The organism is Streptomyces sp. NPDC001843, assembly GCF_042891955.1.
Taxonomy (GTDB): domain Bacteria; phylum Actinomycetota; class Actinomycetes; order Streptomycetales; family Streptomycetaceae; genus Streptomyces.
In genome coordinates, this window is the sequence record NZ_JBIATQ010000010.1 from 152691 (window position 1) to 171622 (window position 18932).

Sequence of the window (18932 nt, forward strand, 5' to 3'; positions counted from 1 at the left end):
ACCTCGCTAGGGTGTGGGGCTGAGATGGCCAGCGAGACATGTGGGGTTGCCCGTGCGTGAATACCTGCTGACGCTCTGCATCACGGCCGCGGTGACGTACCTGCTGACAGGGCCGGTACGGAAGTTCGCGATCGTGGCCGGAGCGATGCCGGAGATCAGGGCCCGTGACGTACACCGGGAACCCACTCCGCGGCTCGGCGGGATCGCGATGTTCTTCGGACTGTGCGCGGGCCTGCTGGTCGCCGACCACCTGACGAACCTCAACGAGGTGTTCGCGAAGTCGAACGAGCCGCGGGCGCTGCTCTCCGGGGCGGCCCTGATCTGGCTGATCGGTGTCCTGGACGACAAGTTCGAGATCGACGCCCTGATCAAGCTGGGCGGCCAGATGATCGCCGCCGGTGTGATGGTCATGCAGGGTCTGACGATCCTGTGGCTGCCCATCCCCGGCGTCGGCAACGTGGCGCTGACCCAGTGGCAGGGCACGCTGCTGACGGTGGCGCTGGTCGTCATCACGATCAACGCGGTCAACTTCGTCGACGGCCTCGACGGCCTCGCCTCCGGCATGGTGTGCATCGCCGCCGCCGCGTTCTTCCTGTACGCCTACCGGATCTGGTACTCGTACGGCATCGAGGCCGCCGCCCCCGGCACCCTGTTCGCGGCGATCCTCATGGGCATGTGCTTGGGCTTCCTGCCGCACAACATGCACCCGGCGCGGATCTTCATGGGCGACTCGGGCTCGATGCTGATCGGCCTGGTGCTGTCGGCGGGCGCGATCTCCATCACCGGACAGGTGGACCCGGACGCGCTGGCCCTGTTCACCGGTTCCGAGAAGGCGGCCGTGCACCAGACGGTGCCCGTCTACATCCCGCTGCTGCTGCCGCTGACGATCATCGCCGTGCCGGCCGCCGACCTGATCCTGGCGATCGTGCGCCGCACCTGGCGCGGCCAGTCGCCGTTCGCCGCCGACCGCGGCCATCTGCACCACCGGCTCCTGGAGATCGGCCACTCGCACAGCCGGGCCGTGCTGATCATGTACTTCTGGTCCGCGCTGATCGGCTTCGGCGCGCTGGCCTACTCCGTGAACTCCGCCTCGATGTGGATCGTGCTCGGCGTGGTCTTCCTCAGCGCGATCGGCCTCGTACTGCTCCTGCTGCCGCGCTTCACCCCGCGTGCCCCGCGCTGGGCCGAGCACTTCGTGCCGCCGCGCTACCGGCGCCGCCGGGCGGCCGCAACATACGAGCAGGCACTGGCCGTTGAGACCGTCGACGAGACCGCGGACGAGCCTCAGAAGGCCGCCGAGGAGCCCGCCCCGAAGCCCGCTCCGGTGACCGCGGGAGCGACCCGGGTCAACGGTGCGACCGCCATCGGAGCCCGTTCCCGCTTCCACGTCGGCGACGGTTCAAGGTAAGAATCTGACTAGAGCATTGCCAACTCGTGGGGGAGCAAAGCCCCCTAATACCAGACAAGAGGGCGCGGTTTTTGCGCAGACGTGCACTGTCACTCTCATGTGTGACAGCAAGCACACCTCACAGGTAAAGACCTCATCAAATAGTTTGTGATACGGTTCACGAGAACCCCGGATAGAGACGAAGGACCGCAGTGCGACGGTCCGGGACTGTGAGGTCTCCAGCACTCGGACCGGGACTACGCTCGTCCATGACGACACCCTGCCCCCTGTGAAAGCGGAGTTGCCGCCATGCCGTCCAATGACGTCCGGATCCTGGCCCAGGCCGCCGTGCCCACGGCTGCCGTCGGTGCGATCGCCGCCGTTGTCAGCGGTGTGGTCGCGGGCGGCGAAGGGGCGATCGGGGCGGTCGTCGCGACGGTTGTGGTGATCCTCTTCATGGGGATCGGGCTCTATGTACTGCAGCGCACCGCCAAATCGCTTCCGCATCTGTTCCAGATGATGGGCCTGATGCTCTACGCGGCCCAGCTGCTGCTGATGTTCGTCTTTCTCTCCATCTTCAAGAACACGACGCTGTTCAGCCCCCGGGCCTTCGCCATCGTGCTCGTGGTCGCCACCCTGACGTGGATCGCCGCGCAGACGCGTGCCCACATGAAGGCCAAGATCCTCTACGTAGAGCCCGACTCGAGTGCCTCCGCGAAGGGTGACAAGCCCGAGAAGTCGGGGCACTCGTCGTGAGAGGTAGGCCCGGGATAAAGGCGCACGAGAGATCCTGCTATCGTCCGGTGCCAACTGCGGCATCGCGGGCGCGGGCATCCGAGCTGACGCCTGCTCAATCGCGAGGCGAGATGCCCCCCAGCCGCCCCCACATCCGTAACACCAGTCCCGTGCCGAACCGCGGCCCAGCGTCGCGCCGACACAACGAGGTTGCCGTACCCATGCGCCACGATGAAGGAGCCCGCGGTGAGTGCTGACCCGACGCAGACGCTCGCTTTCGACACGAGCTGCCACCTGTTCGACGGGTGCGGCTTCCCGGCTCCGGGCCTGCACTCGTTCCTGTTCAAGCCGCTCTGGGGCGACGCGGACAGCAACGTGTACTTCAACAAGACGATGCTGCTGGCGCTGCTCGGGTCGATCATCATCGTCGGCTTCTTCTGGGCCGCCTTCGCCAAGCCGAAGGTCGTCCCGGGCAAGCTCCAGATGATCGCCGAGACCGGCTACGACTTCGTCCGGCGGGGTGTCGTCTACGAGACCATCGGCAAGAAGGAAGGCGAGAAGTACGTCCCGTTCGTCGTCTCGCTGTTCTTCTTCGTCTGGATGATGAACCTCTGGTCGATCATCCCGGTCGCGGCCTTCCCGGTCACGGCGATCATCTCGTACCCCGCCGTCCTGGCCGGCCTCGTCTACATCACCTGGGTCTCGCTGACCTTCAAGCGACAGGGTTTCGTCGGCGCCTTCAAGAACTTCACCGGCTACGACAAGACGCTCGGTGGGGTACTCCCCCTGTCGATGACGATCGAGTTCTTCTCGAACCTGCTGGTGCGGCCCTTCACGCACGCCGTGCGACTCTTCGCGAACATGTTCGCCGGTCACACGCTGCTGCTGCTGTTCACGATCGCCAGCTGGTACATGCTGAACGGCATCGGCATCGCCTACTCCGGTGTCTCGTTCGTGATGGTCATCGTGATGACCGCCTTCGAGCTCTTCATCCAGGCTGTCCAGGCGTACGTCTTCGTACTGCTGACCTGCAGCTACATCCAGGGCGCGCTCGCCGAGCACCACTGAGCTCCCCGACACACCCACCCAGACATCCGGTGGCCAACCCCCACCGGTCCTTGAAAGAGAAGGAAGAACCGGCATGTCCGCTCTTGCGCAGGCCACCCTCGCCGCCACCCAGATCAAGGGCAACCTCGGCTCCATCGGTTACGGCCTCGCCGCGATCGGCCCGGGCGTCGGCGTCGGCATCATCTTCGGTAACGGCACCCAGGCCCTCGCCCGCCAGCCCGAGGCGGCCGGCCTGATCCGCGCCAACCAGATCCTCGGCTTCGCCTTCTGTGAGGCGCTCGCCCTGATCGGTCTGGTCATGCCGTTCGTCTACCCGACCTCCTGACCCGACCGTCGCGCACCAATAGACGAAAGGCACTGATATGAGCCCCCTGGTTCAGCTGGCGGCGGAGGAGGCCGAGAACCCCCTCATCCCGCCGATCCCAGAGCTCGTCATCGGCCTGATCGCCTTCGTCATCGTCTTCGGCTTCCTCGCCAAGAAGCTCCTTCCGAACATCAACAAGGTTCTGGAGCAGCGCCGCGAGGCCATCGAGGGCGGTATCGAGAAGGCCGAAGCCGCGCAGACCGAGGCCCAGAGCGTCCTCGAGCAGTACAAGGCGCAGCTGGCCGAGGCCCGCCACGAGGCCGCGCGTCTGCGCCAGGAGGCTCAGGAGCAGGGCGCCACGCTCATCGCCGAGATGCGCGCGGAAGGCCAGCGGCAGCGTGAGGAGATCATCGCCGCCGGTCACGCCCAGATCGAGGCCGACCGCAAGGCCGCCTCGGCCGCGCTCCGTCAGGACGTCGGCAAGCTCGCCACCGACCTGGCCGGCAAGCTCGTCGGCGAGTCCCTCGAGGACCACGCCCGCCAGAGCCGTGTGATCGACCGCTTCCTCGACGAGCTCGAGGAGAAGGCAGAGGCGACTCGATGACAGCGCACGGAGCGAGCCGCGAGGCACTCGCCGCCGCCCGGGAGCGTCTCGACGCACTGACGGACGCCACGTCCGTGGACGCGACGCAGCTGGCCGACCAGCTGGCTGCCGTCACGGCGCTGCTCGACCGCGAGATCGGTCTGCGCCGGGTTCTGACCGACCCGGCGCAGCCCGGTGAGGCGAAGGCCACCCTGGTCCAGCGCCTGATCGGCGGCCAGGTCAGCGGCACCACCGCCGACCTGGTGTCCGGCCTGGTGCGCTCCCGCTGGTCGCAGCCCCGCGACCTGGTGGACGTGCTGGAGGAGCTGGCGAGCATCGCCGACCTCACCGCCGCCCAGCGGGCGGGCACGCTCGACGACGTAGAGGACGAGCTGTTCCGGTTCGGCCGGATCGTCACCTCGAACACCGAGCTGCGCGCAGCACTGACCGACCGCAAGGCCACCACCGCCGCCAAGGTGGAGCTGCTGCACCGGCTGCTCGGCGGCCGGGCCAAGGCGACCACCGAGCGTCTGGTGACGCGCCTTGTGACCGCGCCGCGGGGACGTAGCCTGGAGGCGGGACTCGAGTCCCTGTCCAAGCTCGCCGCCGAGCGCCGGGACCGTGCGGTGGCCGTGGTCACCTCGGCCGTGCCGCTGAGCGACACGCAGAAGCAGCGCCTGGGCGCCGCCCTCGCGAAGCTCTACGGCCGTCGGATGCACCTCAACCTGGACGTCGACCCCGAGGTCGTCGGCGGGATCCGGGTGCAGGTCGGTGACGAGGTCATCAACGGTTCCCTCGCGGACCGGCTCGAGGACGCCGCCCGCCGCATGGCGAGCTAGCAGCAACTCAACAAGACGTAGAAATACGGCCCACGTTGGGCCGTGCAGAGGATTCACCTCGTTCAGGGGGGAGTCCCCCATCCCCCCAAGTGAAACTTCGGGCCCAACAAGGAGAGCAGGGAACCCAGATGGCGGAGCTCACGATCCGGCCGGAGGAGATCCGGGACGCACTGGAGAACTTCGTCCAGTCGTACAAGCCGGACGCGGCCTCGCGCGAGGAGGTCGGTACGGTCACCCTTGCCGGCGACGGCATCGCGAAGATCGAGGGCCTTCCCTCGGCCATGGCCAACGAACTGCTGAAGTTCGAGGACGGCACCCTCGGCCTCGCGCTCAACCTGGAAGAGCGCGAGATCGGTGCCATCGTCCTCGGTGAGTTCAGCGGCATCGAGGAGGGTCAGCCGGTCACCCGTACCGGTGAGGTGCTCTCCGTGGCCGTCGGCGAGGGCTACCTCGGCCGCGTCGTCGACCCGCTCGGCAACCCGATCGACGGCCTCGGCGAGATCGAGACCAGCGGTCGTCGCGCCCTCGAGCTGCAGGCCCCCACGGTCATGCAGCGCAAGTCGGTGCACGAGCCGATGGAGACCGGCTACAAGGCCGTCGACGCGATGACCCCGATCGGCCGTGGTCAGCGTCAGCTGATCATCGGTGACCGTCAGACCGGCAAGACCGCCCTGGCCGTCGACACGATCATCAACCAGCGCGACAACTGGCGCTCGGGCGACCCGAAGAAGCAGGTCCGCTGCATCTACGTCGCCATCGGCCAGAAGGGCTCCACCATCGCGTCGGTCCGCCGCGCGCTGGAGGAGAACGGCGCGCTGGAGTACACGACCATCGTCGCCGCCCCCGCGTCCGACCCGGCCGGCTTCAAGTACCTGGCGCCGTACACCGGTTCGGCCATCGGCCAGCAGTGGATGTACGAGGGCAAGCACGTCCTCATCATCTTCGACGACCTGTCGAAGCAGGCCGACGCCTACCGCGCCGTGTCCCTGCTGCTGCGCCGCCCGCCGGGCCGTGAGGCCTACCCGGGTGACGTCTTCTACCTGCACTCCCGGCTGCTGGAGCGCTGCGCCAAGCTCTCCGACGACATGGGTGCCGGTTCGATGACCGGTCTGCCGATCGTCGAGACCAAGGCCAACGACGTCTCGGCGTTCATCCCGACCAACGTCATCTCCATCACCGACGGCCAGTGCTTCCTGGAGTCGGACCTGTTCAACGCCGGTCAGCGTCCCGCGCTGAACGTCGGTATCTCCGTCTCCCGAGTCGGTGGTTCCGCGCAGCACAAGGCGATGCGCCAGGTGTCCGGGCGTCTGCGCGTGGACCTCGCCCAGTTCCGTGAGCTGGAGGCGTTCGCCGCCTTCGGTTCCGACCTGGACGCCGCGTCGAAGGCGCAGCTGGAGCGTGGTTCGCGCATGGTCGAGCTGCTGAAGCAGGCTCAGTACCAGCCGATGGCCACCGAGGACCAGGTCGTCTCCATCTGGGCCGGCACCAACGGCAAGATGGACGAGGTTCCCGTCGCCGACATCCGCCGCTTCGAGAAGGAGCTGCTCGAGTACCTGCACCGCAAGGAGCAGGGCCTCATGACCTCCATCAAGGAGGGCGCGAAGATGTCGAACGACACCATCCAGGCCATCGACGACGCGGTCGCCGAGTTCAAGAAGCAGTTCGAGACCTCGGACGGCAAGCTTCTCGGCGAGGACGCCCCGGCCGCCGCCAAGTGACGTAAGGAAGGGACCTGACTCATGGGAGCCCAGCTCCGGGTCTACAAGCGTCGCATCCGATCCGTCACCGCGACCAAGAAGATCACCAAGGCGATGGAGATGATCGCCGCCTCGCGCGTCGTCAAGGCGCAGCGCAAGGTGGCGGCCTCCACTCCCTACGCGACCGAGCTCACCCGCGCGGTCACGGCGGTGGGTACCGGTTCGAACACCAGGCACCCGCTGACCACGCAGGCCGAGACGGTCACGCGGTCCGCGGTGCTGCTCCTGACGAGCGACCGCGGTCTCGCCGGTGCCTTCAACTCCAACGCCATCAAGGCCGCGGAGCAGCTGACGGCGCGCCTCGAGGCCGAGGGCAAGCAGGTCGACACGTACATCGTCGGCCGGCGCGGTGTCGCCCACTACAACTTCCGTGAGCGCACGATCGCGGAGTCGTGGACCGGGTTCACCGACGAGCCCACGTACGCGGACGCCAAGAAGGTCGCGGCGCCGCTGATCGAGGCCATCGAGACGGAAACGGCCGAGGGCGGCGTGGACGAGATCCACATCGTCTTCACCGAGTTCGTCTCGATGATGACGCAGACGGCCCTCGACGACCGTCTGCTGCCGCTCAGCCTCGACGAGGTCGCGGAGGAGAAGCCCCAGGGCGAGATCCTCCCGCTGTACGACTTCGAGCCCTCGGCGGAGGACGTCCTCGACGCCCTGCTGCCGCGCTACGTGGAGAGCCGCGTCTACAACGCGCTCCTCCAGTCGGCAGCCTCGAAGCACGCCGCCACGCGGCGCGCGATGAAGTCGGCCACCGACAACGCCGGTGAGCTCATCGAGAGCCTCTCCCGGCTTGCCAACGCGGCCCGCCAGGCCGAAATCACCCAGGAAATCAGCGAGATCGTCGGTGGCGCGAGCGCTCTCGCCGACGCGACCGCGGGGAGTGACCGCTAATGACCACCACTGTTGAGACCGCGACGGCCACGGGCCGCGTCGCCCGGGTCATCGGCCCGGTCGTCGACGTGGAGTTCCCCGTCGACGCGATGCCGGAGATCTACAACGCCCTGCATGTCGAGGTCTCCGACCCGGCGAACGCGGGCGAGAAGAAGATCCTGACCCTGGAGGTCGCCCAGCACCTGGGTGACGGCCTGGTCCGCACCATCTCCATGCAGCCCACCGACGGTCTGGTCCGCCAGGCCCCGGTCACCGACACCGGCACGGGCATCACCGTCCCGGTCGGCGACTTCACCAAGGGCAAGGTGTTCAACACCCTCGGTGAGGTGCTGAACGTCGACGAGTCCTACGACGGTGAGCGCTGGTCCATCCACCGCAAGGCCCCGAACTTCGACGAGCTCGAGTCGAAGACCGAGATGTTCGAGACCGGCGTCAAGGTCATCGACCTGCTGACCCCGTACGTCAAGGGCGGCAAGATCGGTCTGTTCGGCGGCGCCGGCGTCGGCAAGACGGTGCTCATCCAGGAGATGATCTACCGCGTCGCCAACAACCACGACGGTGTCTCCGTGTTCGCCGGTGTCGGTGAGCGCACCCGTGAGGGCAACGACCTCATCGAGGAGATGTCGGACTCGGGCGTCATCGACAAGACCGCGCTGGTCTTCGGTCAGATGGACGAGCCCCCGGGCACCCGTCTGCGCGTGGCCCTGGCCGGTCTGACCATGGCGGAGTACTTCCGCGATGTGCAGAAGCAGGACGTGCTGTTCTTCATCGACAACATCTTCCGCTTCACCCAGGCCGGTTCCGAGGTGTCGACCCTGCTCGGCCGTATGCCCTCCGCGGTGGGCTACCAGCCGAACCTGGCCGACGAGATGGGTCTCCTCCAGGAGCGCATCACCTCGACCCGCGGTCACTCGATCACCTCGATGCAGGCGATCTACGTCCCCGCCGACGACCTGACCGACCCGGCCCCGGCCACCACGTTCGCCCACCTCGACGCGACGACGGTTCTCTCCCGTCCGATCTCCGAGAAGGGCATCTACCCGGCCGTGGACCCGCTGGACTCCACGTCCCGCATCCTGGACCCGCGCTACATCGCGCAGGACCACTACGACGCCGCCATGCGCGTCAAGACGATCCTGCAGAAGTACAAGGACCTCCAGGACATCATCGCGATCCTCGGTATCGACGAGCTCGGCGAGGAGGACAAGCTCGTCGTCCACCGTGCCCGTCGCGTGGAGCGCTTCCTGTCCCAGAACACCCACGTCGCCAAGCAGTTCACCGGCGTGGACGGTTCGGACGTGCCGCTGGACGAGTCGATCGCCGCGTTCAACGCGATCTGCGACGGTGAGTACGACCACTTCCCCGAGCAGGCGTTCTTCATGTGCGGTGGTCTCGAGGACCTGAAGAACAACGCGAAGGAGCTGGGCGTCTCCTGATCCGGGCGGCTGCCCGAGTCGTCGAGGGGGCGGGCGTGTCCCGTCCCCTCGTTCACGCCCATTAGAATTGACCCCACACCCGGCACAACCGCCGGGTGGTGACCCGAGGAGCCACCCTTGGCTGCTGAGCTGCACGTCGCGCTGGTCGCGGCCGACCGAGAGGTCTGGTCCGGCGAGGCCACCCTGGTCGTCGCGCGCACCACGTCCGGCGACATCGGCGTCATGCCCGGTCACCAGCCGCTGCTCGGTGTGCTGGAGTCGGGCCCGGTGACCATCCGTACGAGTGACGGTGGAACGGTCGTCGCCGCGGTGCACGGCGGTTTCGTCTCGTTCGCGGACAACAAGCTGTCCCTGCTGGCCGAGACCGCCGAGCTGTCGGACGAGATCGATGTCCAGCGCGAGGAGCGCGAGCTCGAGCGCGCGAAGGCGGAGGGTGACGCCACCGCCGAGCGCCGGGCGGACGTCCGACTGCGGGCGGCGACGGCTCGCTGAACCAGCAAGCTGTGCGATGACGTGACTCAGCCGCGGCTGGGACCGGAGCGATCCGGTGCCGGCCGCGGCTGAGGTGAATCCGGGTGTTTTTTACGTTCCGTTACCTAGGAGACGAGGAGGTCGGTGCCGGTGGTCCTCGCTCTGACTGTGTGCGGGATCGTGGTCGCGCTCGTGGTGGTGGGACTGTTCCTGTTCGGTCTGCGCCGCAGGCTGATCCAGCGCTCCGGTGGCACCTTCGACTGCTCCCTGCGCTGGGACCTGCCGGAGAAACCCGACACGGGCGGCAAGGGCTGGAGCTACGGTGTCGCCCGCTACAACGGCGACCGCATCGAGTGGTACCGGGTCTTCTCGTACGCCTACCGCCCGCGCCGCCTCCTGGAGCGGGCGCAGATCGAGGTCTCCGGCCGCCGTCTTCCCGAGGGCGAGGAGGAGCTGGCCCTGCTCTCCGACGCCGTCGTCCTCGCCTGCACGCACCGGGGTACGCGCCTGGAACTCGCCATGAGCGAGGACGCGCTGACCGGTTTCCTCGCGTGGCTGGAGGCAGCCCCGCCCGGACAGCGCGTCAACGTGGCCTGAAAGGCCGTACCTCTCTTACGACAGCCCGCTGTTGATGGCGCTCACCAGCTCACCGTTACTGGTGTCACCGCTGAACTCCCAGAAGAACGCGCCGCCCAGATCCTGCGACTTCGCCCACGCCATCTTGGTGCCGATGGTGGCCGGAGTGTCGTAGGACCACCAGTTGCCGCCGCAGTGGGCGTACGCCGTGCCCGCGACGGTGCCGGTGACCGGGCAGGACGTCTTGAGCACCTTGTAGTCCTCGATGCCCTGCTCGTACGTACCCGCCGCCGGGCCCGTGGCCGTGCCGCCCGGGGCGTCCTGGGTGACTCCGGTCCAGCCGCGCCCGTAGAAGCCGATGCCGATCAGCAGCTTGCTCGCGGGCACGCCCTTGGCCTTGTACTTGGCTATCGCGTCGGCGGTGGTGAAGCCGGCCTTCGGGATGCCGCTGTACGAGGTGAGCGGGGAGTGCGGGGCAGTGGGGCCCTGCGCGTCCCAGGCGCCGAAGAAGTCGTACGTCATCACGTTGTACCAGTCGACGGAAGCCGAGGCGCCCGCGTAGTCGGCCGCGTCGATCTTGCCGCCGGAGGAGCCGTCGGCCGTGACCGCCGCGGTGACCAGGTTCTTCGAGCCGAACTTGGCGCGCAGCGCGGCCATCAGGTTCTTGTAGGCCGCCGCCCCGCTGGTGTCACAGCTCAGACCGCAGGCGTTCGGGTACTCCCAGTCGATGTCGATGCCGTCGAAGACGTCGGCCCAGCGCGGGTCCTCGACCAGGTCGTAACAGGACTGCGCGAAGGCGGCCGGGTTCTTCGCGGCGTCCGCGAAGCCGCCGGACCAGGTCCAGCCGCCGAAGGACCACAGCACCTTGAGGTTCGGGTACTTGGCCTTCAGCTCGCGCAGCTGGTTGAAGTTGCCGCGCAGCGGCTGGTCCCACGTGTCGGCGACGCCGCTGACGGACTGGTCGGCGGTGAAGGCCTTGTCGTAGTCGGCGTAGGAGTCGCCGATCGCGCACTTGCCGCCGGTGACGTTGCCGAAGGCGTAGTTGATGTGCGTGATCCTGGCGGCCGAACCGGACGTCACCAGGTTCTTGACGTTGTAGTTGCGTCCGTAGATGCCCCACTCGGTGAAGTACCCGAGCTTGACCTTGCTGCCGCCGGTGGGCGGGGGAGTGGTGCCACCGGTGGTGTGCACGGCGACCGCGCCGCTGACCGGGCCGGTCTGGTCGGCGGTGTCGCGGGCCTGGACGGTGTAGGAGTAGTCGGTGCCGGCGCTCAGGCCGGTGTCGGTGTACGAGGTGGTCGTCACCGTGGCGACCTTCGTCCCGTCGCGCAGGACGTCGTAGTTCTTGACGCCCTTGTCGTCGGTGGCCGCGCTCCAGTCGAGCTTCGCCGAGGTGTCGGTGATGTTCGAGGCGGTCGGGGTGCCGGGCGCGGAGGGGGCCGCGTCGCCGGGGACCGTCGTGCCGTCGCAGCTGTCGCCGTTCAGCTTGCAGTTGGACGGTGATCCGGAGCCCGCGCCGTTGAAGCCGAAGGAGACGGAGGCGCCGGGGGCGAGGCTGCCGTTGTAGGACTTGTTCTTCGCGGTCCAGTGGGTGCCGGAGGACGTGACGTCCGCGTCCCAGGCGGAGGTGACCGACGTGCCGGAGGGGAAGTCCCACTCGACGGTCCAGGAGCTGATGGCCGTGGTGCCGGTGTTCTTCACCGTCCACTTGCCCTCGAAGCCGGTGCCCCAGTCCTGCGTCTTGGCGTAGGTGGCGGTGGCGGTCGTCGCGGCCTGGGCGGGACTCGCGAGGCCGACCAGTCCTGCCACGGGGAGCAGCAAGGTCGCGAACCCTGCCGCGGCTCTGTGTCTGAAGCGCATGCTGCGCCTCCTCTGTGGGGATGTCAGGGGCATGACTGAGCCTTCATGCCCACGGTGCCGCGAGAATAGAAAGGTCTGGACCATCGGTCAATAGGTCTGGACCACTTGGCCGTTCGTTCCCCGGTGAGGCGCTAGATCCCCAACTCCTGGGCGAGAACGGCCGCTTGGACCCGGCTGCGCAGCTCCAGCTTCCCCAGCAGACGGCTCACATGGGTCTTCACGGTGCCCTCGGCCATCTCCAGCCGCCCCGCGATCTGGGCGTTCGACAGCCCTTCACCGATGCACGCCAGCACCTCGCGCTCCCGCCGCGTCAACGCCTCCAGCACCGCCGGGTCCACGGACGGCTCCCGCACCGGCCGGGCGGCGAACTCGGCGATCAGCCGCCGGGTGATTGCCGGGGCGACGATCCCCTCCCCGCGCGCCACCGTCCGCACGGCCTCCAGCAGGTCCCCCGCCTCCGCGTTCTTCAGCAGGAAGCCGGCCGCCCCGGCCCGCAGCGCCCCGAAGACGTACTCGTCGAGGTCGAAGGTGGTCAGCACGAGTACGTCCGCGAGCCCCTCCGCGACCACCTCCCGGGTCGCCGACACCCCGTCGAGCCGGGGCATCTGCACGTCCATCAGCACCAGGTCCGGCCGGAGCTCCCGGGCCAGGGCCACCGCCCGCAGGCCGTCCGCCGCCTCCCCGACCACTTCGATGTCGGGCGCGGTGCCCAGGATGAGCACCAGCCCGGAGCGGACGGCCGACTGGTCCTCGGCGACCAGGACGCGGATCACTCGGGGTCTCCTTCGGTCACGGGAAGGGTGGCGCTGACGGTCCACAGCGCTCCGTCGGGCCCGGCGTCGAAGCTGCCGCCCAGGAGCGTGGCACGCTCCCGCATCCCGACCAGGCCGGTGCCGGAGCCGGGGACACGGGGCCCGTCGGCGCCGGCGTACGGGCTGCTCACCCGGACCAGCAGGACGCCGTCGGACCGCTTCAGCACCACGTGGACGCGACCGCGCGCGGCATGCTTCAGTGCGTTGGTCAGCGACTCCTGCACGATCCGGTAGGCGGCCAGCCCGACCGGTACGGGCACCCGCCCGGGGTCGGCGTCGAGCCGGACGTCGAGGCCGTTCGCCCGGGCGCCGTCGACCAGGGCGGTGAGGCCGTCGAGGGTCGGGGTCGCGGCCGGCGCGTCGTCGCCCTGGCGGAGGATGCCGATCAGCCGCCGCATCTCGGCGAGACCGTCCACGCTGTTCTCACGGATGACGGACAGGGCCTGCTTCGAGGTGTCCGGGTCGTCGATGGACAGGGCGGCCGTGGAGTGGATGGCGATCGCCGACAGATGGCCCGCCACCAGGTCGTGCAGCTCCCGGGCCATCCGCGCCCGCTCGGCGGTGACCGCCTGGACCCGGTCCATCTCGGCGAGCAGCGCGGTCTGCTCGGCACGCAGCCGGGCCGCCTCGGCGGCTTCGCGGTGATTGCGCACGACCCAGCCGGTCTCGGCGGGGGCGAGCGCCACGACGCCGACGGCGACGCCGATCAGCAGTCCCTGCGGATCACGCCACAGCGCGGCCGGCACCACCCCGCCGATCACCGTGAGCAGACCGGTGATCCAGGGGATGCGGCGGGCGGAGGCGGGGCTGCCGTACAGGACGGCCGCGTACACCAGATCCGTGTAGAGCACGACCGTGACGATGCTGCCCAGGGTCACCGTGTCGACGGTCAGCGCCACCGTGCCGACCAGCAGGCCGATCCGGGGCCGGGTGCGGCGCAGCGGCTCGCAGGCGGCGGTCACCACCAGCGGCACCAGAGCCGCCCAGCGCTGGGGCCACAGCACCAGGCTGTCCGAGGGCACACGCGGAAAGAGGCCCAGCGCCCACAGCAGCAGCCCTCCGAACAGCCCGCCCACGGCGATGAGCACGTCGTCGCGGTGCGGACGGGGGAGTCGTACGGGCATGGCCCCATCAAACACGGGCGAGGCGCGCCCCGCCTGCTCCTTCGGAAGGGTTCGGAGCTGCATCTTTCGATTACCGCGGACTCGTCACCGGCGACGACGACGCCTGCTGCCCTCCGGGCGAGCCTGGTGGGGTGAGCGAAGGGAGCGAGCCGTGATCGTCGGGTTGGTCGTCGCCTGTGAGGTGGCCTTCTGGGTGCTGCTGGCCGCGGGGCTGGTGTTCCGCTACGTCTTCCGGATGCCCCGAACGGGCCTCGCACTGCTGCTGTGCGAACCGCTGCTGGAGGTCGTGCTGTTCGTCGTCACGGCGATCGACCTGAAGAACGGCGCCGAGCCCGACTGGCGGCACGGTCTGGCCGCCGTGTACATCGGCTTCACCGTCGGCCTCGGTCACTCCACGATCACGTGGGCGGACGCCCGGGTCGCCCACCGCTTCGCGGGCGGCCCCCCTCCGGTCCGGCCCCCGAAGTACGGGACGGCCCGCGCCGTCCACGAATGGAGGGTCGCGGGCCGCTGGATCCTCGCGGCGCTGGTCGCCATCGTCCTGCTGCAGGCCGCGGCCTGGTACGTCGGTGGGGGCGGCGGGACCGGCTCACTACGGGCCTGGCAGCAGCGGATGCTGTGGGTGATCGGCATCAATGTGATCATCGCCGGCAGCTACACACTGTTCCCCAAGCGCGAGCGCTAACGCTCCCCGCCCGGCACCCACAGCACGTCCCCCGTCTCCTTGTTCGCCGTCCGCGCCAGGATGAAAAGCAGGTCGGACAGGCGGTTGAGGTAGGTGGCGGTGAGCGGGTTCATCGCCTCGCCATGGGCCTCCAGGGCGGCCCAGGTCGAGCGCTCGGCCCTGCGTACGACCGTGCACGCCTGGTGCAGCAGGGCCGCGCCCGGGGTGCCGCCCGGCAGGATGAACGACCGCAACTTCTCCAGCTTCTCGTTGAAGCGGTCGCAGTCCGCCTCCAGCCGGTCGACGTAGAACTGCTCGACCCGCAGCGGCGGGAACTCAGGGTTCTCCACCACCGGCGTCGACAGGTCCGCGCCCACGTCGAACAGGTCGTTCTGGACGCGGGTGAGGACCTTGACGATCTCCTCGTCCAGGTTCCCCAGCGCGATCGCCGTGCCGATGACCGCGTTCGCCTCGTTGGCGTCCGCGTACGCGGAGATCCGCAGGTCGGTCTTGGCGACCCGGCTCATGTCGCCGAGGGCGGTCGTGCCCTGGTCGCCGGTCCTGGTGTAGATGCGCGTCAGATTGACCATGAGGCCAGCGTAATTACGCTCCGGACGTCCGGAAGACCCGTGTGCCCACCGTCACGGCCAGCGCGGCGAAGCCGACGGCCACCAGGACGCCGTACAGCATGTGCGCGGTGGCGTAGGAACCCACGTAGGCGTCGCGCACCGCGTCCACCAGATAGCGGAACGGCATGAAGTGGGAGAGCACGTCCAGCCAGGCCGGTGCGAGGCTCATCGGCAGCATCAGACCGGACAGCAGCATGGACGGCATGGTCAGCGCGTTGATCGTCGGCCCGAACTCCTGCGGGGTGCGGACCTTCATCGCCAGCGCGTACGACAGCGAGGCCAGCGAGATCGTCAGCAGCGCGACGAACGCGAAGCCGATGAGGACGCCGGGCAGCGGCGCGCGCAGGCCCAGACCCACGGCCGCGAGCACCAGCAGCACCGCCTGGAAGACGAAGACGGTCGCTTCGCGCAGTACGCGCCCCAGGAGCAGCGCGAGCCGGCTGACCGGCGTGACTCGCATCCGCTCCACCACCCCGTGCCCGTTCTCGATGATGATCGCGAATCCCGCGAAGGCGGCCCCGAACAGACCGAGCTGGAGCAGCAGCCCCGGCACCAGCACCTGCCACGAGCTGCCCCGCGCGCCGAGCGGCAGGCCGGTGAGCAGCGGGCCGAAGAACAACAGGTACAGCAGCGGCATCAGTACGCCGAAGAGCAGCGCGAAGCGGGACCGCAGGGACTGGCGGAGGTAGCGGCCGTAGATCAGCGCGGTGTCGTGGAGAAGCATCCTGGTGGTCCTATACGGCTACGGGGGCGGTGTCGGCCGGGGCCGGACCGCGACCGGTTACGGCGAGGAAGGTGTCCTGCAGGGAGGCGTCGACCGAGCCGCCGTACCGGAGTTTGAGCGCGCCCGGTGTGCCCTCGGCCGCGACCACGCCCTTGTCGACGATCACCAGCCGGTCGGCGAGGGCGTCCGCCTCGTCGAGGTAGTGGGTGGTGAGGAAGACCGTCGTGCCGTGGTCGTCGCGCAGACGGCGGATCAGGTCCCACAGGTCGGCGCGGCTGCCGGGGTCGAGGCCCGTGGTCGGTTCGTCGAGGAAGAGGATCTCCGGGCGGTGGGTGAGACCCATCGCGATGTCCAGCCGGCGCCGCTGCCCTCCGGAGAGCGCGCCCGCCTTGCGGTCGAGCAGCCCGGCGAGGTCCAGGTCGTGCGCCAACTCCTCGGCCCGCCGCACCGCCTGCTGTTTCGTCAGGCGGTAGAGGCGGCCCTGGGTGACCAGCTCCTCGTACACGGAGATCTGCGGGTCGACGCCGCCGGACTGGGCCACGTACCCGCAGGCCCTGCGCACACCGGCCGGGTCGGTGGCGAGGTCGCAGCCCGCGACGGTGGCCGTGCCGCCGGTGGGGGTGAGCAGGGTCGTGAGCATCCGGAGCGTGGTGGTCTTGCCGGCGCCGTTGGGCCCGAGGAAGCCGAGGATCTCGCCCTCGCGGACGGTGAGGTCGATGCCGCGCACGGCCTCCACCGGGCCGCGCTTGGTCTGGAAGGTACGGGCCAGTCCGGCCGCGCTGATGACTGCTGTCATGCCGACCAGAAAAACAGAGATTCTTAAATTTTGCAATGAGTCCAAAAATAAAGAGAGCCCAGCGAAGCTAGGATGGAGGCATGACGGAAGGGCTCAGGGAGCGGAAGAAGCGGCAGACCCGGCAGTACATCTCGGATGTCGCCACGGCGCTGTTCGTCGAACGCGGCTTCGACGCGGTGACGGTCGCGGAGATCGCCGACGCTGCCGACGTCTCCGTCAACACCGTCTACAACTACTTTCCGGCCAAGGAAGACCTCTTCTTCGACCGCTCGGCCGGCATGGTCGACCGGCTCGCCCGCTGGGTCCGGGGTCGCGGCAGGGGGGAGTCGGCCGCCGTGGCGGTCCTGCGGGAACTGCGCGAGGAGGTCGAGTCGGTGTCGCCTCGAATCGGCCTGATGCCCGAATACGCCCGCTTCATGCGGGTTGTCGAGGAGGCGCCCGCGCTGCGCTCACGCCTGTGGGCCCTCGCGCAGGAGGTCCAGGCGAACCTGGAGGCGGTCCTGCGTGAGGAGACGGGCGCGGCGGACGAGGACGAGCGGCCGTACCTGATCGCCGGTCAGATCGGGTGGGCGCACGGCGCGGTCATGGCGGTCATCGGGCGCGAAATGGTCAAGGGGCGCAATCCGAACGAAGTGTCACGAGAGGTGCTGGACCTCCTCGATGACATAGAGGAGTTGTTGGGCGACACGGTGCTCAACTACGCCGTCCGGGGCGAGATCTGACCCCTGTCGGTGTGACGTCCGTCAAATGGGACGTGACGCGCATTACTTACCGGTCACACAGCCCCTCACGAGCGCTATGGTCCGCCGAAGAGGCAACCGTAAACAGCGCGTAAGGGGAGTCGGAGTGGCACGGAAGCTCGCCGTCATCGGGGCCGGTCTCATGGGGTCCGGCATCGCCCAGGTCTCCGCTCAGGCGGGCTGGGAGGTCGTCCTGCGGGACGTCACCGACGAGGCACTGAAGCGTGGCACCGACGGCATCAAGGCCTCGTACGACAAGTTCGTCAGCAAGGGCAAGCTGGAGGCGCACGACGCCGACGCGGCCCTCGCCCGCATCACCGCGACCACCGACCTGGACGCCGCCGCCGACGCGGACATCGTCGTCGAGGCCGTCTTCGAGAAGCTCGAAGTCAAGCACGACATCTTCCGCACCCTGGACAAGATCGTGCGCGACGACACCGTCCTCGCCTCCAACACCTCCGCCATCCCGATCACCAAGATCGCGGCCGTGACGGAACGCCCGGAGCGCGTAGTCGGCACCCACTTCTTCTCCCCGGTCCCGATGATGCAGCTGTGCGAACTGGTGCGCGGCTACAAGACCAGCGACGAAACCCTCGCCACCGCGCGGGAGTTCGCCGAGTCCGTCGGCAAGACCTGCATCGTCGTCAACCGGGACGTGGCCGGCTTCGTCACCACCCGGCTCATCTCCGCCCTCGTCGTCGAGGCGGCGAAGCTCTACGAGTCGGGCGTCGCCAGCGCCGAGGACATCGACATCGCCTGCAAGCTGGGCTTCGGACACGCCATGGGCCCCCTCGCGACGGCCGACCTGACCGGCGTCGACATCCTGCTGCACGCCACCAGCAACATCTACACCGAGTCGCAGGACGAGAAGTTCGCACCGCCGGAGCTGATGCGCCGGATGGTGGACGCCGGTGACATCGGCCGTAAGAGCGGGCAGGGCTTCTACAAGCACTGAGCTCTGGGGTCACCCCTGCGGGTGAATTCGGTATCGGTTCGCTCACAGACGGCAACCTCTGACCGTCGAACGCCGTCAGAGGTTGCATCACCAGACATCACCGAGACATCAGCGAGCACGAGACGCACTCACGGGGAGCGCATATGTACATCAGGGGCGACCACGCCGAGCTGGTCGTCGGGGGCCGCCTCGACGTCCACAGCGCGGCGGACGCCCGTACGGTCCTGCACTCGGCCGTCGACGACGGAGCCGGTGACCTGGTGCTCGACCTGTCCGAGCTGGAGTTCTGGGACGCCACCGGACTCGGGGTGATCATGGGTGCCCACCGGCGGGCCGGCCGCTGCGGCCGCCGCCTGGTGCTGCGCGGCGTGCCGCCGCAGATGCAGCGCCTGCTGGTGGCCACCCGGCTGCACCGGATCCTGGCGATCGAGGGCGGCATCGGCGTGGAGTCGCTGCCCCGGGTGTGACCCCCCGCCCCCCGAGCGGGACGCCGTGACCGGGTGTGAAAACGGTGACGGGGGAGACCCGTCGGACGAGCCGAGCCGCACGTCACACGCAATCCTCACGAGATGGTG

21 protein-coding genes are annotated in these 18932 nt (G+C 68.7%); 15 read left to right on the forward strand and 6 right to left on the reverse strand.

Annotated elements, in window-relative coordinates; all coding sequences use genetic code 11:
* Positions 1 to 52 precede the first annotated feature (52 nt).
* The 11 genes from ACFYZQ_RS25100 (at position 53) to ACFYZQ_RS25150 (ending at position 10074) form a co-directional block, all read left to right on the forward strand.
* Positions 53 to 1408: an MraY family glycosyltransferase gene (locus ACFYZQ_RS25100; protein ID WP_389151711.1), complete on the forward strand. Its 1356-nt coding sequence runs from the start codon at positions 53 to 55 to the stop codon at positions 1406 to 1408.
* 288 nt (positions 1409 to 1696) lie between these two features.
* On the forward strand, positions 1697 to 2143 hold the full coding sequence (locus ACFYZQ_RS25105) for a hypothetical protein (protein WP_389151714.1): 447 nt from the start codon (positions 1697 to 1699) through the stop codon (positions 2141 to 2143).
* A 210-nt stretch (positions 2144 to 2353) separates the two neighbouring features.
* Entirely contained in the window at positions 2354 to 3190 is an 837-nt protein-coding gene (atpB, locus tag ACFYZQ_RS25110; RefSeq protein WP_389151717.1) for a F0F1 ATP synthase subunit A, read from the forward strand.
* Between the two features lie 73 nt (positions 3191 to 3263).
* Positions 3264 to 3515, forward strand: coding sequence for a F0F1 ATP synthase subunit C (locus ACFYZQ_RS25115; RefSeq protein WP_361454547.1), 252 nt, complete (start codon positions 3264 to 3266; stop codon positions 3513 to 3515).
* Positions 3516 to 3552: 37 nt separating this feature from the next.
* Positions 3553 to 4098 (forward strand): F0F1 ATP synthase subunit B, encoded by a 546-nt coding sequence (locus ACFYZQ_RS25120; protein WP_389151721.1) that lies wholly within the window; start codon positions 3553 to 3555, stop codon positions 4096 to 4098.
* Positions 4095 to 4916: a F0F1 ATP synthase subunit delta gene (locus tag ACFYZQ_RS25125; RefSeq protein ID WP_389151724.1), complete on the forward strand. Its 822-nt coding sequence runs from the start codon at positions 4095 to 4097 to the stop codon at positions 4914 to 4916. Before ACFYZQ_RS25120 ends, ACFYZQ_RS25125 begins: the two co-directional genes overlap by 4 nt.
* A 128-nt stretch (positions 4917 to 5044) precedes the next feature.
* A complete protein-coding gene (gene atpA / locus ACFYZQ_RS25130) occupies positions 5045 to 6634 on the forward strand; it encodes a F0F1 ATP synthase subunit alpha (RefSeq protein ID WP_389151726.1) in 1590 nt (529 codons plus the stop codon).
* A gap of 21 nt (positions 6635 to 6655) precedes the next feature.
* Positions 6656 to 7570: a F0F1 ATP synthase subunit gamma gene (locus ACFYZQ_RS25135; protein ID WP_389151729.1), complete on the forward strand. Its 915-nt coding sequence runs from the start codon at positions 6656 to 6658 to the stop codon at positions 7568 to 7570.
* Positions 7570 to 9006: a F0F1 ATP synthase subunit beta gene (gene atpD / locus ACFYZQ_RS25140; RefSeq protein ID WP_389151731.1), complete on the forward strand. Its 1437-nt coding sequence runs from the start codon at positions 7570 to 7572 to the stop codon at positions 9004 to 9006. Before ACFYZQ_RS25135 ends, atpD begins: the two co-directional genes overlap by 1 nt.
* A gap of 117 nt (positions 9007 to 9123) precedes the next feature.
* Positions 9124 to 9498 (forward strand): F0F1 ATP synthase subunit epsilon, encoded by a 375-nt coding sequence (locus ACFYZQ_RS25145; RefSeq protein WP_389151733.1) that lies wholly within the window; start codon positions 9124 to 9126, stop codon positions 9496 to 9498.
* 129 nt (positions 9499 to 9627) lie between these two features.
* Complete coding sequence (locus ACFYZQ_RS25150) at positions 9628 to 10074, forward strand: DUF2550 domain-containing protein (protein WP_389151735.1); 447 nt, start codon at positions 9628 to 9630, stop codon at positions 10072 to 10074.
* 15 nt (positions 10075 to 10089) lie between these two features.
* On the opposite strand, the gene ACFYZQ_RS25155 is transcribed toward ACFYZQ_RS25150, so the two are convergent.
* The 3 genes from ACFYZQ_RS25155 to ACFYZQ_RS25165 all read right to left on the reverse strand — a co-directional run bounded on the left by ACFYZQ_RS25155 (position 10090) and on the right by ACFYZQ_RS25165 (position 13849).
* A complete protein-coding gene (locus tag ACFYZQ_RS25155) occupies positions 10090 to 11913 on the reverse strand; it encodes a glycosyl hydrolase family 18 protein (protein WP_389151737.1) in 1824 nt (607 codons plus the stop codon).
* A gap of 131 nt (positions 11914 to 12044) precedes the next feature.
* On the reverse strand, positions 12045 to 12686 hold the full coding sequence (locus ACFYZQ_RS25160; protein ID WP_389151739.1) for a response regulator: 642 nt from the start codon (positions 12684 to 12686) through the stop codon (positions 12045 to 12047).
* A complete protein-coding gene (locus tag ACFYZQ_RS25165; RefSeq protein WP_389151742.1) occupies positions 12683 to 13849 on the reverse strand; it encodes a sensor histidine kinase in 1167 nt (388 codons plus the stop codon). Before ACFYZQ_RS25165 ends, ACFYZQ_RS25160 begins: the two co-directional genes overlap by 4 nt.
* Before the next feature lie 151 nt (positions 13850 to 14000).
* Here ACFYZQ_RS25165 and ACFYZQ_RS25170 point away from each other — a divergent pair, with 151 nt between their 5' ends.
* Entirely contained in the window at positions 14001 to 14534 is a 534-nt protein-coding gene (locus ACFYZQ_RS25170; RefSeq protein WP_389151744.1) for a hypothetical protein, read from the forward strand.
* Here ACFYZQ_RS25170 and ACFYZQ_RS25175 read toward each other — a convergent pair.
* Genes ACFYZQ_RS25175 through ACFYZQ_RS25185 form a run of 3 tightly spaced genes read right to left on the reverse strand, consistent with a single transcriptional unit; the run spans position 14531 to position 16662 of the window.
* Complete coding sequence (locus tag ACFYZQ_RS25175; RefSeq protein WP_389151747.1) at positions 14531 to 15103, reverse strand: cob(I)yrinic acid a,c-diamide adenosyltransferase; 573 nt, start codon at positions 15101 to 15103, stop codon at positions 14531 to 14533. The genes ACFYZQ_RS25170 and ACFYZQ_RS25175 overlap by 4 nt on opposite strands.
* A gap of 13 nt (positions 15104 to 15116) precedes the next feature.
* Entirely contained in the window at positions 15117 to 15866 is a 750-nt protein-coding gene (locus ACFYZQ_RS25180; protein WP_389151750.1) for an ABC transporter permease, read from the reverse strand.
* A gap of 10 nt (positions 15867 to 15876) precedes the next feature.
* Positions 15877 to 16662 (reverse strand): ABC transporter ATP-binding protein, encoded by a 786-nt coding sequence (locus ACFYZQ_RS25185; protein WP_389151753.1) that lies wholly within the window; start codon positions 16660 to 16662, stop codon positions 15877 to 15879.
* Positions 16663 to 16742: 80 nt separating this feature from the next.
* Between ACFYZQ_RS25185 and ACFYZQ_RS25190 the strand changes: the two genes are divergently transcribed.
* The 3 genes from ACFYZQ_RS25190 (at position 16743) to ACFYZQ_RS25200 (ending at position 18824) form a co-directional block, all read left to right on the forward strand.
* Entirely contained in the window at positions 16743 to 17384 is a 642-nt protein-coding gene (locus ACFYZQ_RS25190; protein ID WP_389151756.1) for a TetR/AcrR family transcriptional regulator, read from the forward strand.
* Between the two features lie 124 nt (positions 17385 to 17508).
* Entirely contained in the window at positions 17509 to 18357 is an 849-nt protein-coding gene (locus ACFYZQ_RS25195) for a 3-hydroxyacyl-CoA dehydrogenase family protein (RefSeq protein WP_389151759.1), read from the forward strand.
* Positions 18358 to 18500: 143 nt separating this feature from the next.
* Positions 18501 to 18824: an STAS domain-containing protein gene (locus tag ACFYZQ_RS25200; protein WP_388802037.1), complete on the forward strand. Its 324-nt coding sequence runs from the start codon at positions 18501 to 18503 to the stop codon at positions 18822 to 18824.
* Positions 18825 to 18932 lie beyond the last annotated feature (108 nt).

Coding starts and splice junctions, on each gene's coding strand:
- ACFYZQ_RS25185 (WP_389151753.1), bottom strand. CDS start 16,662: ATGACAGCAGTCATCAGCGCGGCCGGACTGGCCCGTACCTTCCAGACC.
- atpB (WP_389151717.1), top strand. CDS start 2,354: ATGAAGGAGCCCGCGGTGAGTGCTGACCCGACGCAGACGCTCGCTTTC.
- ACFYZQ_RS25125 (WP_389151724.1), top strand. CDS start 4,095: ATGACAGCGCACGGAGCGAGCCGCGAGGCACTCGCCGCCGCCCGGGAG.
- ACFYZQ_RS25120 (WP_389151721.1), top strand. CDS start 3,553: ATGAGCCCCCTGGTTCAGCTGGCGGCGGAGGAGGCCGAGAACCCCCTC.
- atpA (WP_389151726.1), top strand. CDS start 5,045: ATGGCGGAGCTCACGATCCGGCCGGAGGAGATCCGGGACGCACTGGAG.
- ACFYZQ_RS25190 (WP_389151756.1), top strand. CDS start 16,743: ATGACGGAAGGGCTCAGGGAGCGGAAGAAGCGGCAGACCCGGCAGTAC.
- ACFYZQ_RS25175 (WP_389151747.1), bottom strand. CDS start 15,103: ATGGTCAATCTGACGCGCATCTACACCAGGACCGGCGACCAGGGCACG.
- ACFYZQ_RS25105 (WP_389151714.1), top strand. CDS start 1,697: ATGCCGTCCAATGACGTCCGGATCCTGGCCCAGGCCGCCGTGCCCACG.
- ACFYZQ_RS25135 (WP_389151729.1), top strand. CDS start 6,656: ATGGGAGCCCAGCTCCGGGTCTACAAGCGTCGCATCCGATCCGTCACC.
- ACFYZQ_RS25180 (WP_389151750.1), bottom strand. CDS start 15,866: ATGCTTCTCCACGACACCGCGCTGATCTACGGCCGCTACCTCCGCCAG.
- atpD (WP_389151731.1), top strand. CDS start 7,570: ATGACCACCACTGTTGAGACCGCGACGGCCACGGGCCGCGTCGCCCGG.
- ACFYZQ_RS25200 (WP_388802037.1), top strand. CDS start 18,501: ATGTACATCAGGGGCGACCACGCCGAGCTGGTCGTCGGGGGCCGCCTC.
- ACFYZQ_RS25155 (WP_389151737.1), bottom strand. CDS start 11,913: ATGCGCTTCAGACACAGAGCCGCGGCAGGGTTCGCGACCTTGCTGCTC.
- ACFYZQ_RS25165 (WP_389151742.1), bottom strand. CDS start 13,849: ATGCCCGTACGACTCCCCCGTCCGCACCGCGACGACGTGCTCATCGCC.
- ACFYZQ_RS25115 (WP_361454547.1), top strand. CDS start 3,264: ATGTCCGCTCTTGCGCAGGCCACCCTCGCCGCCACCCAGATCAAGGGC.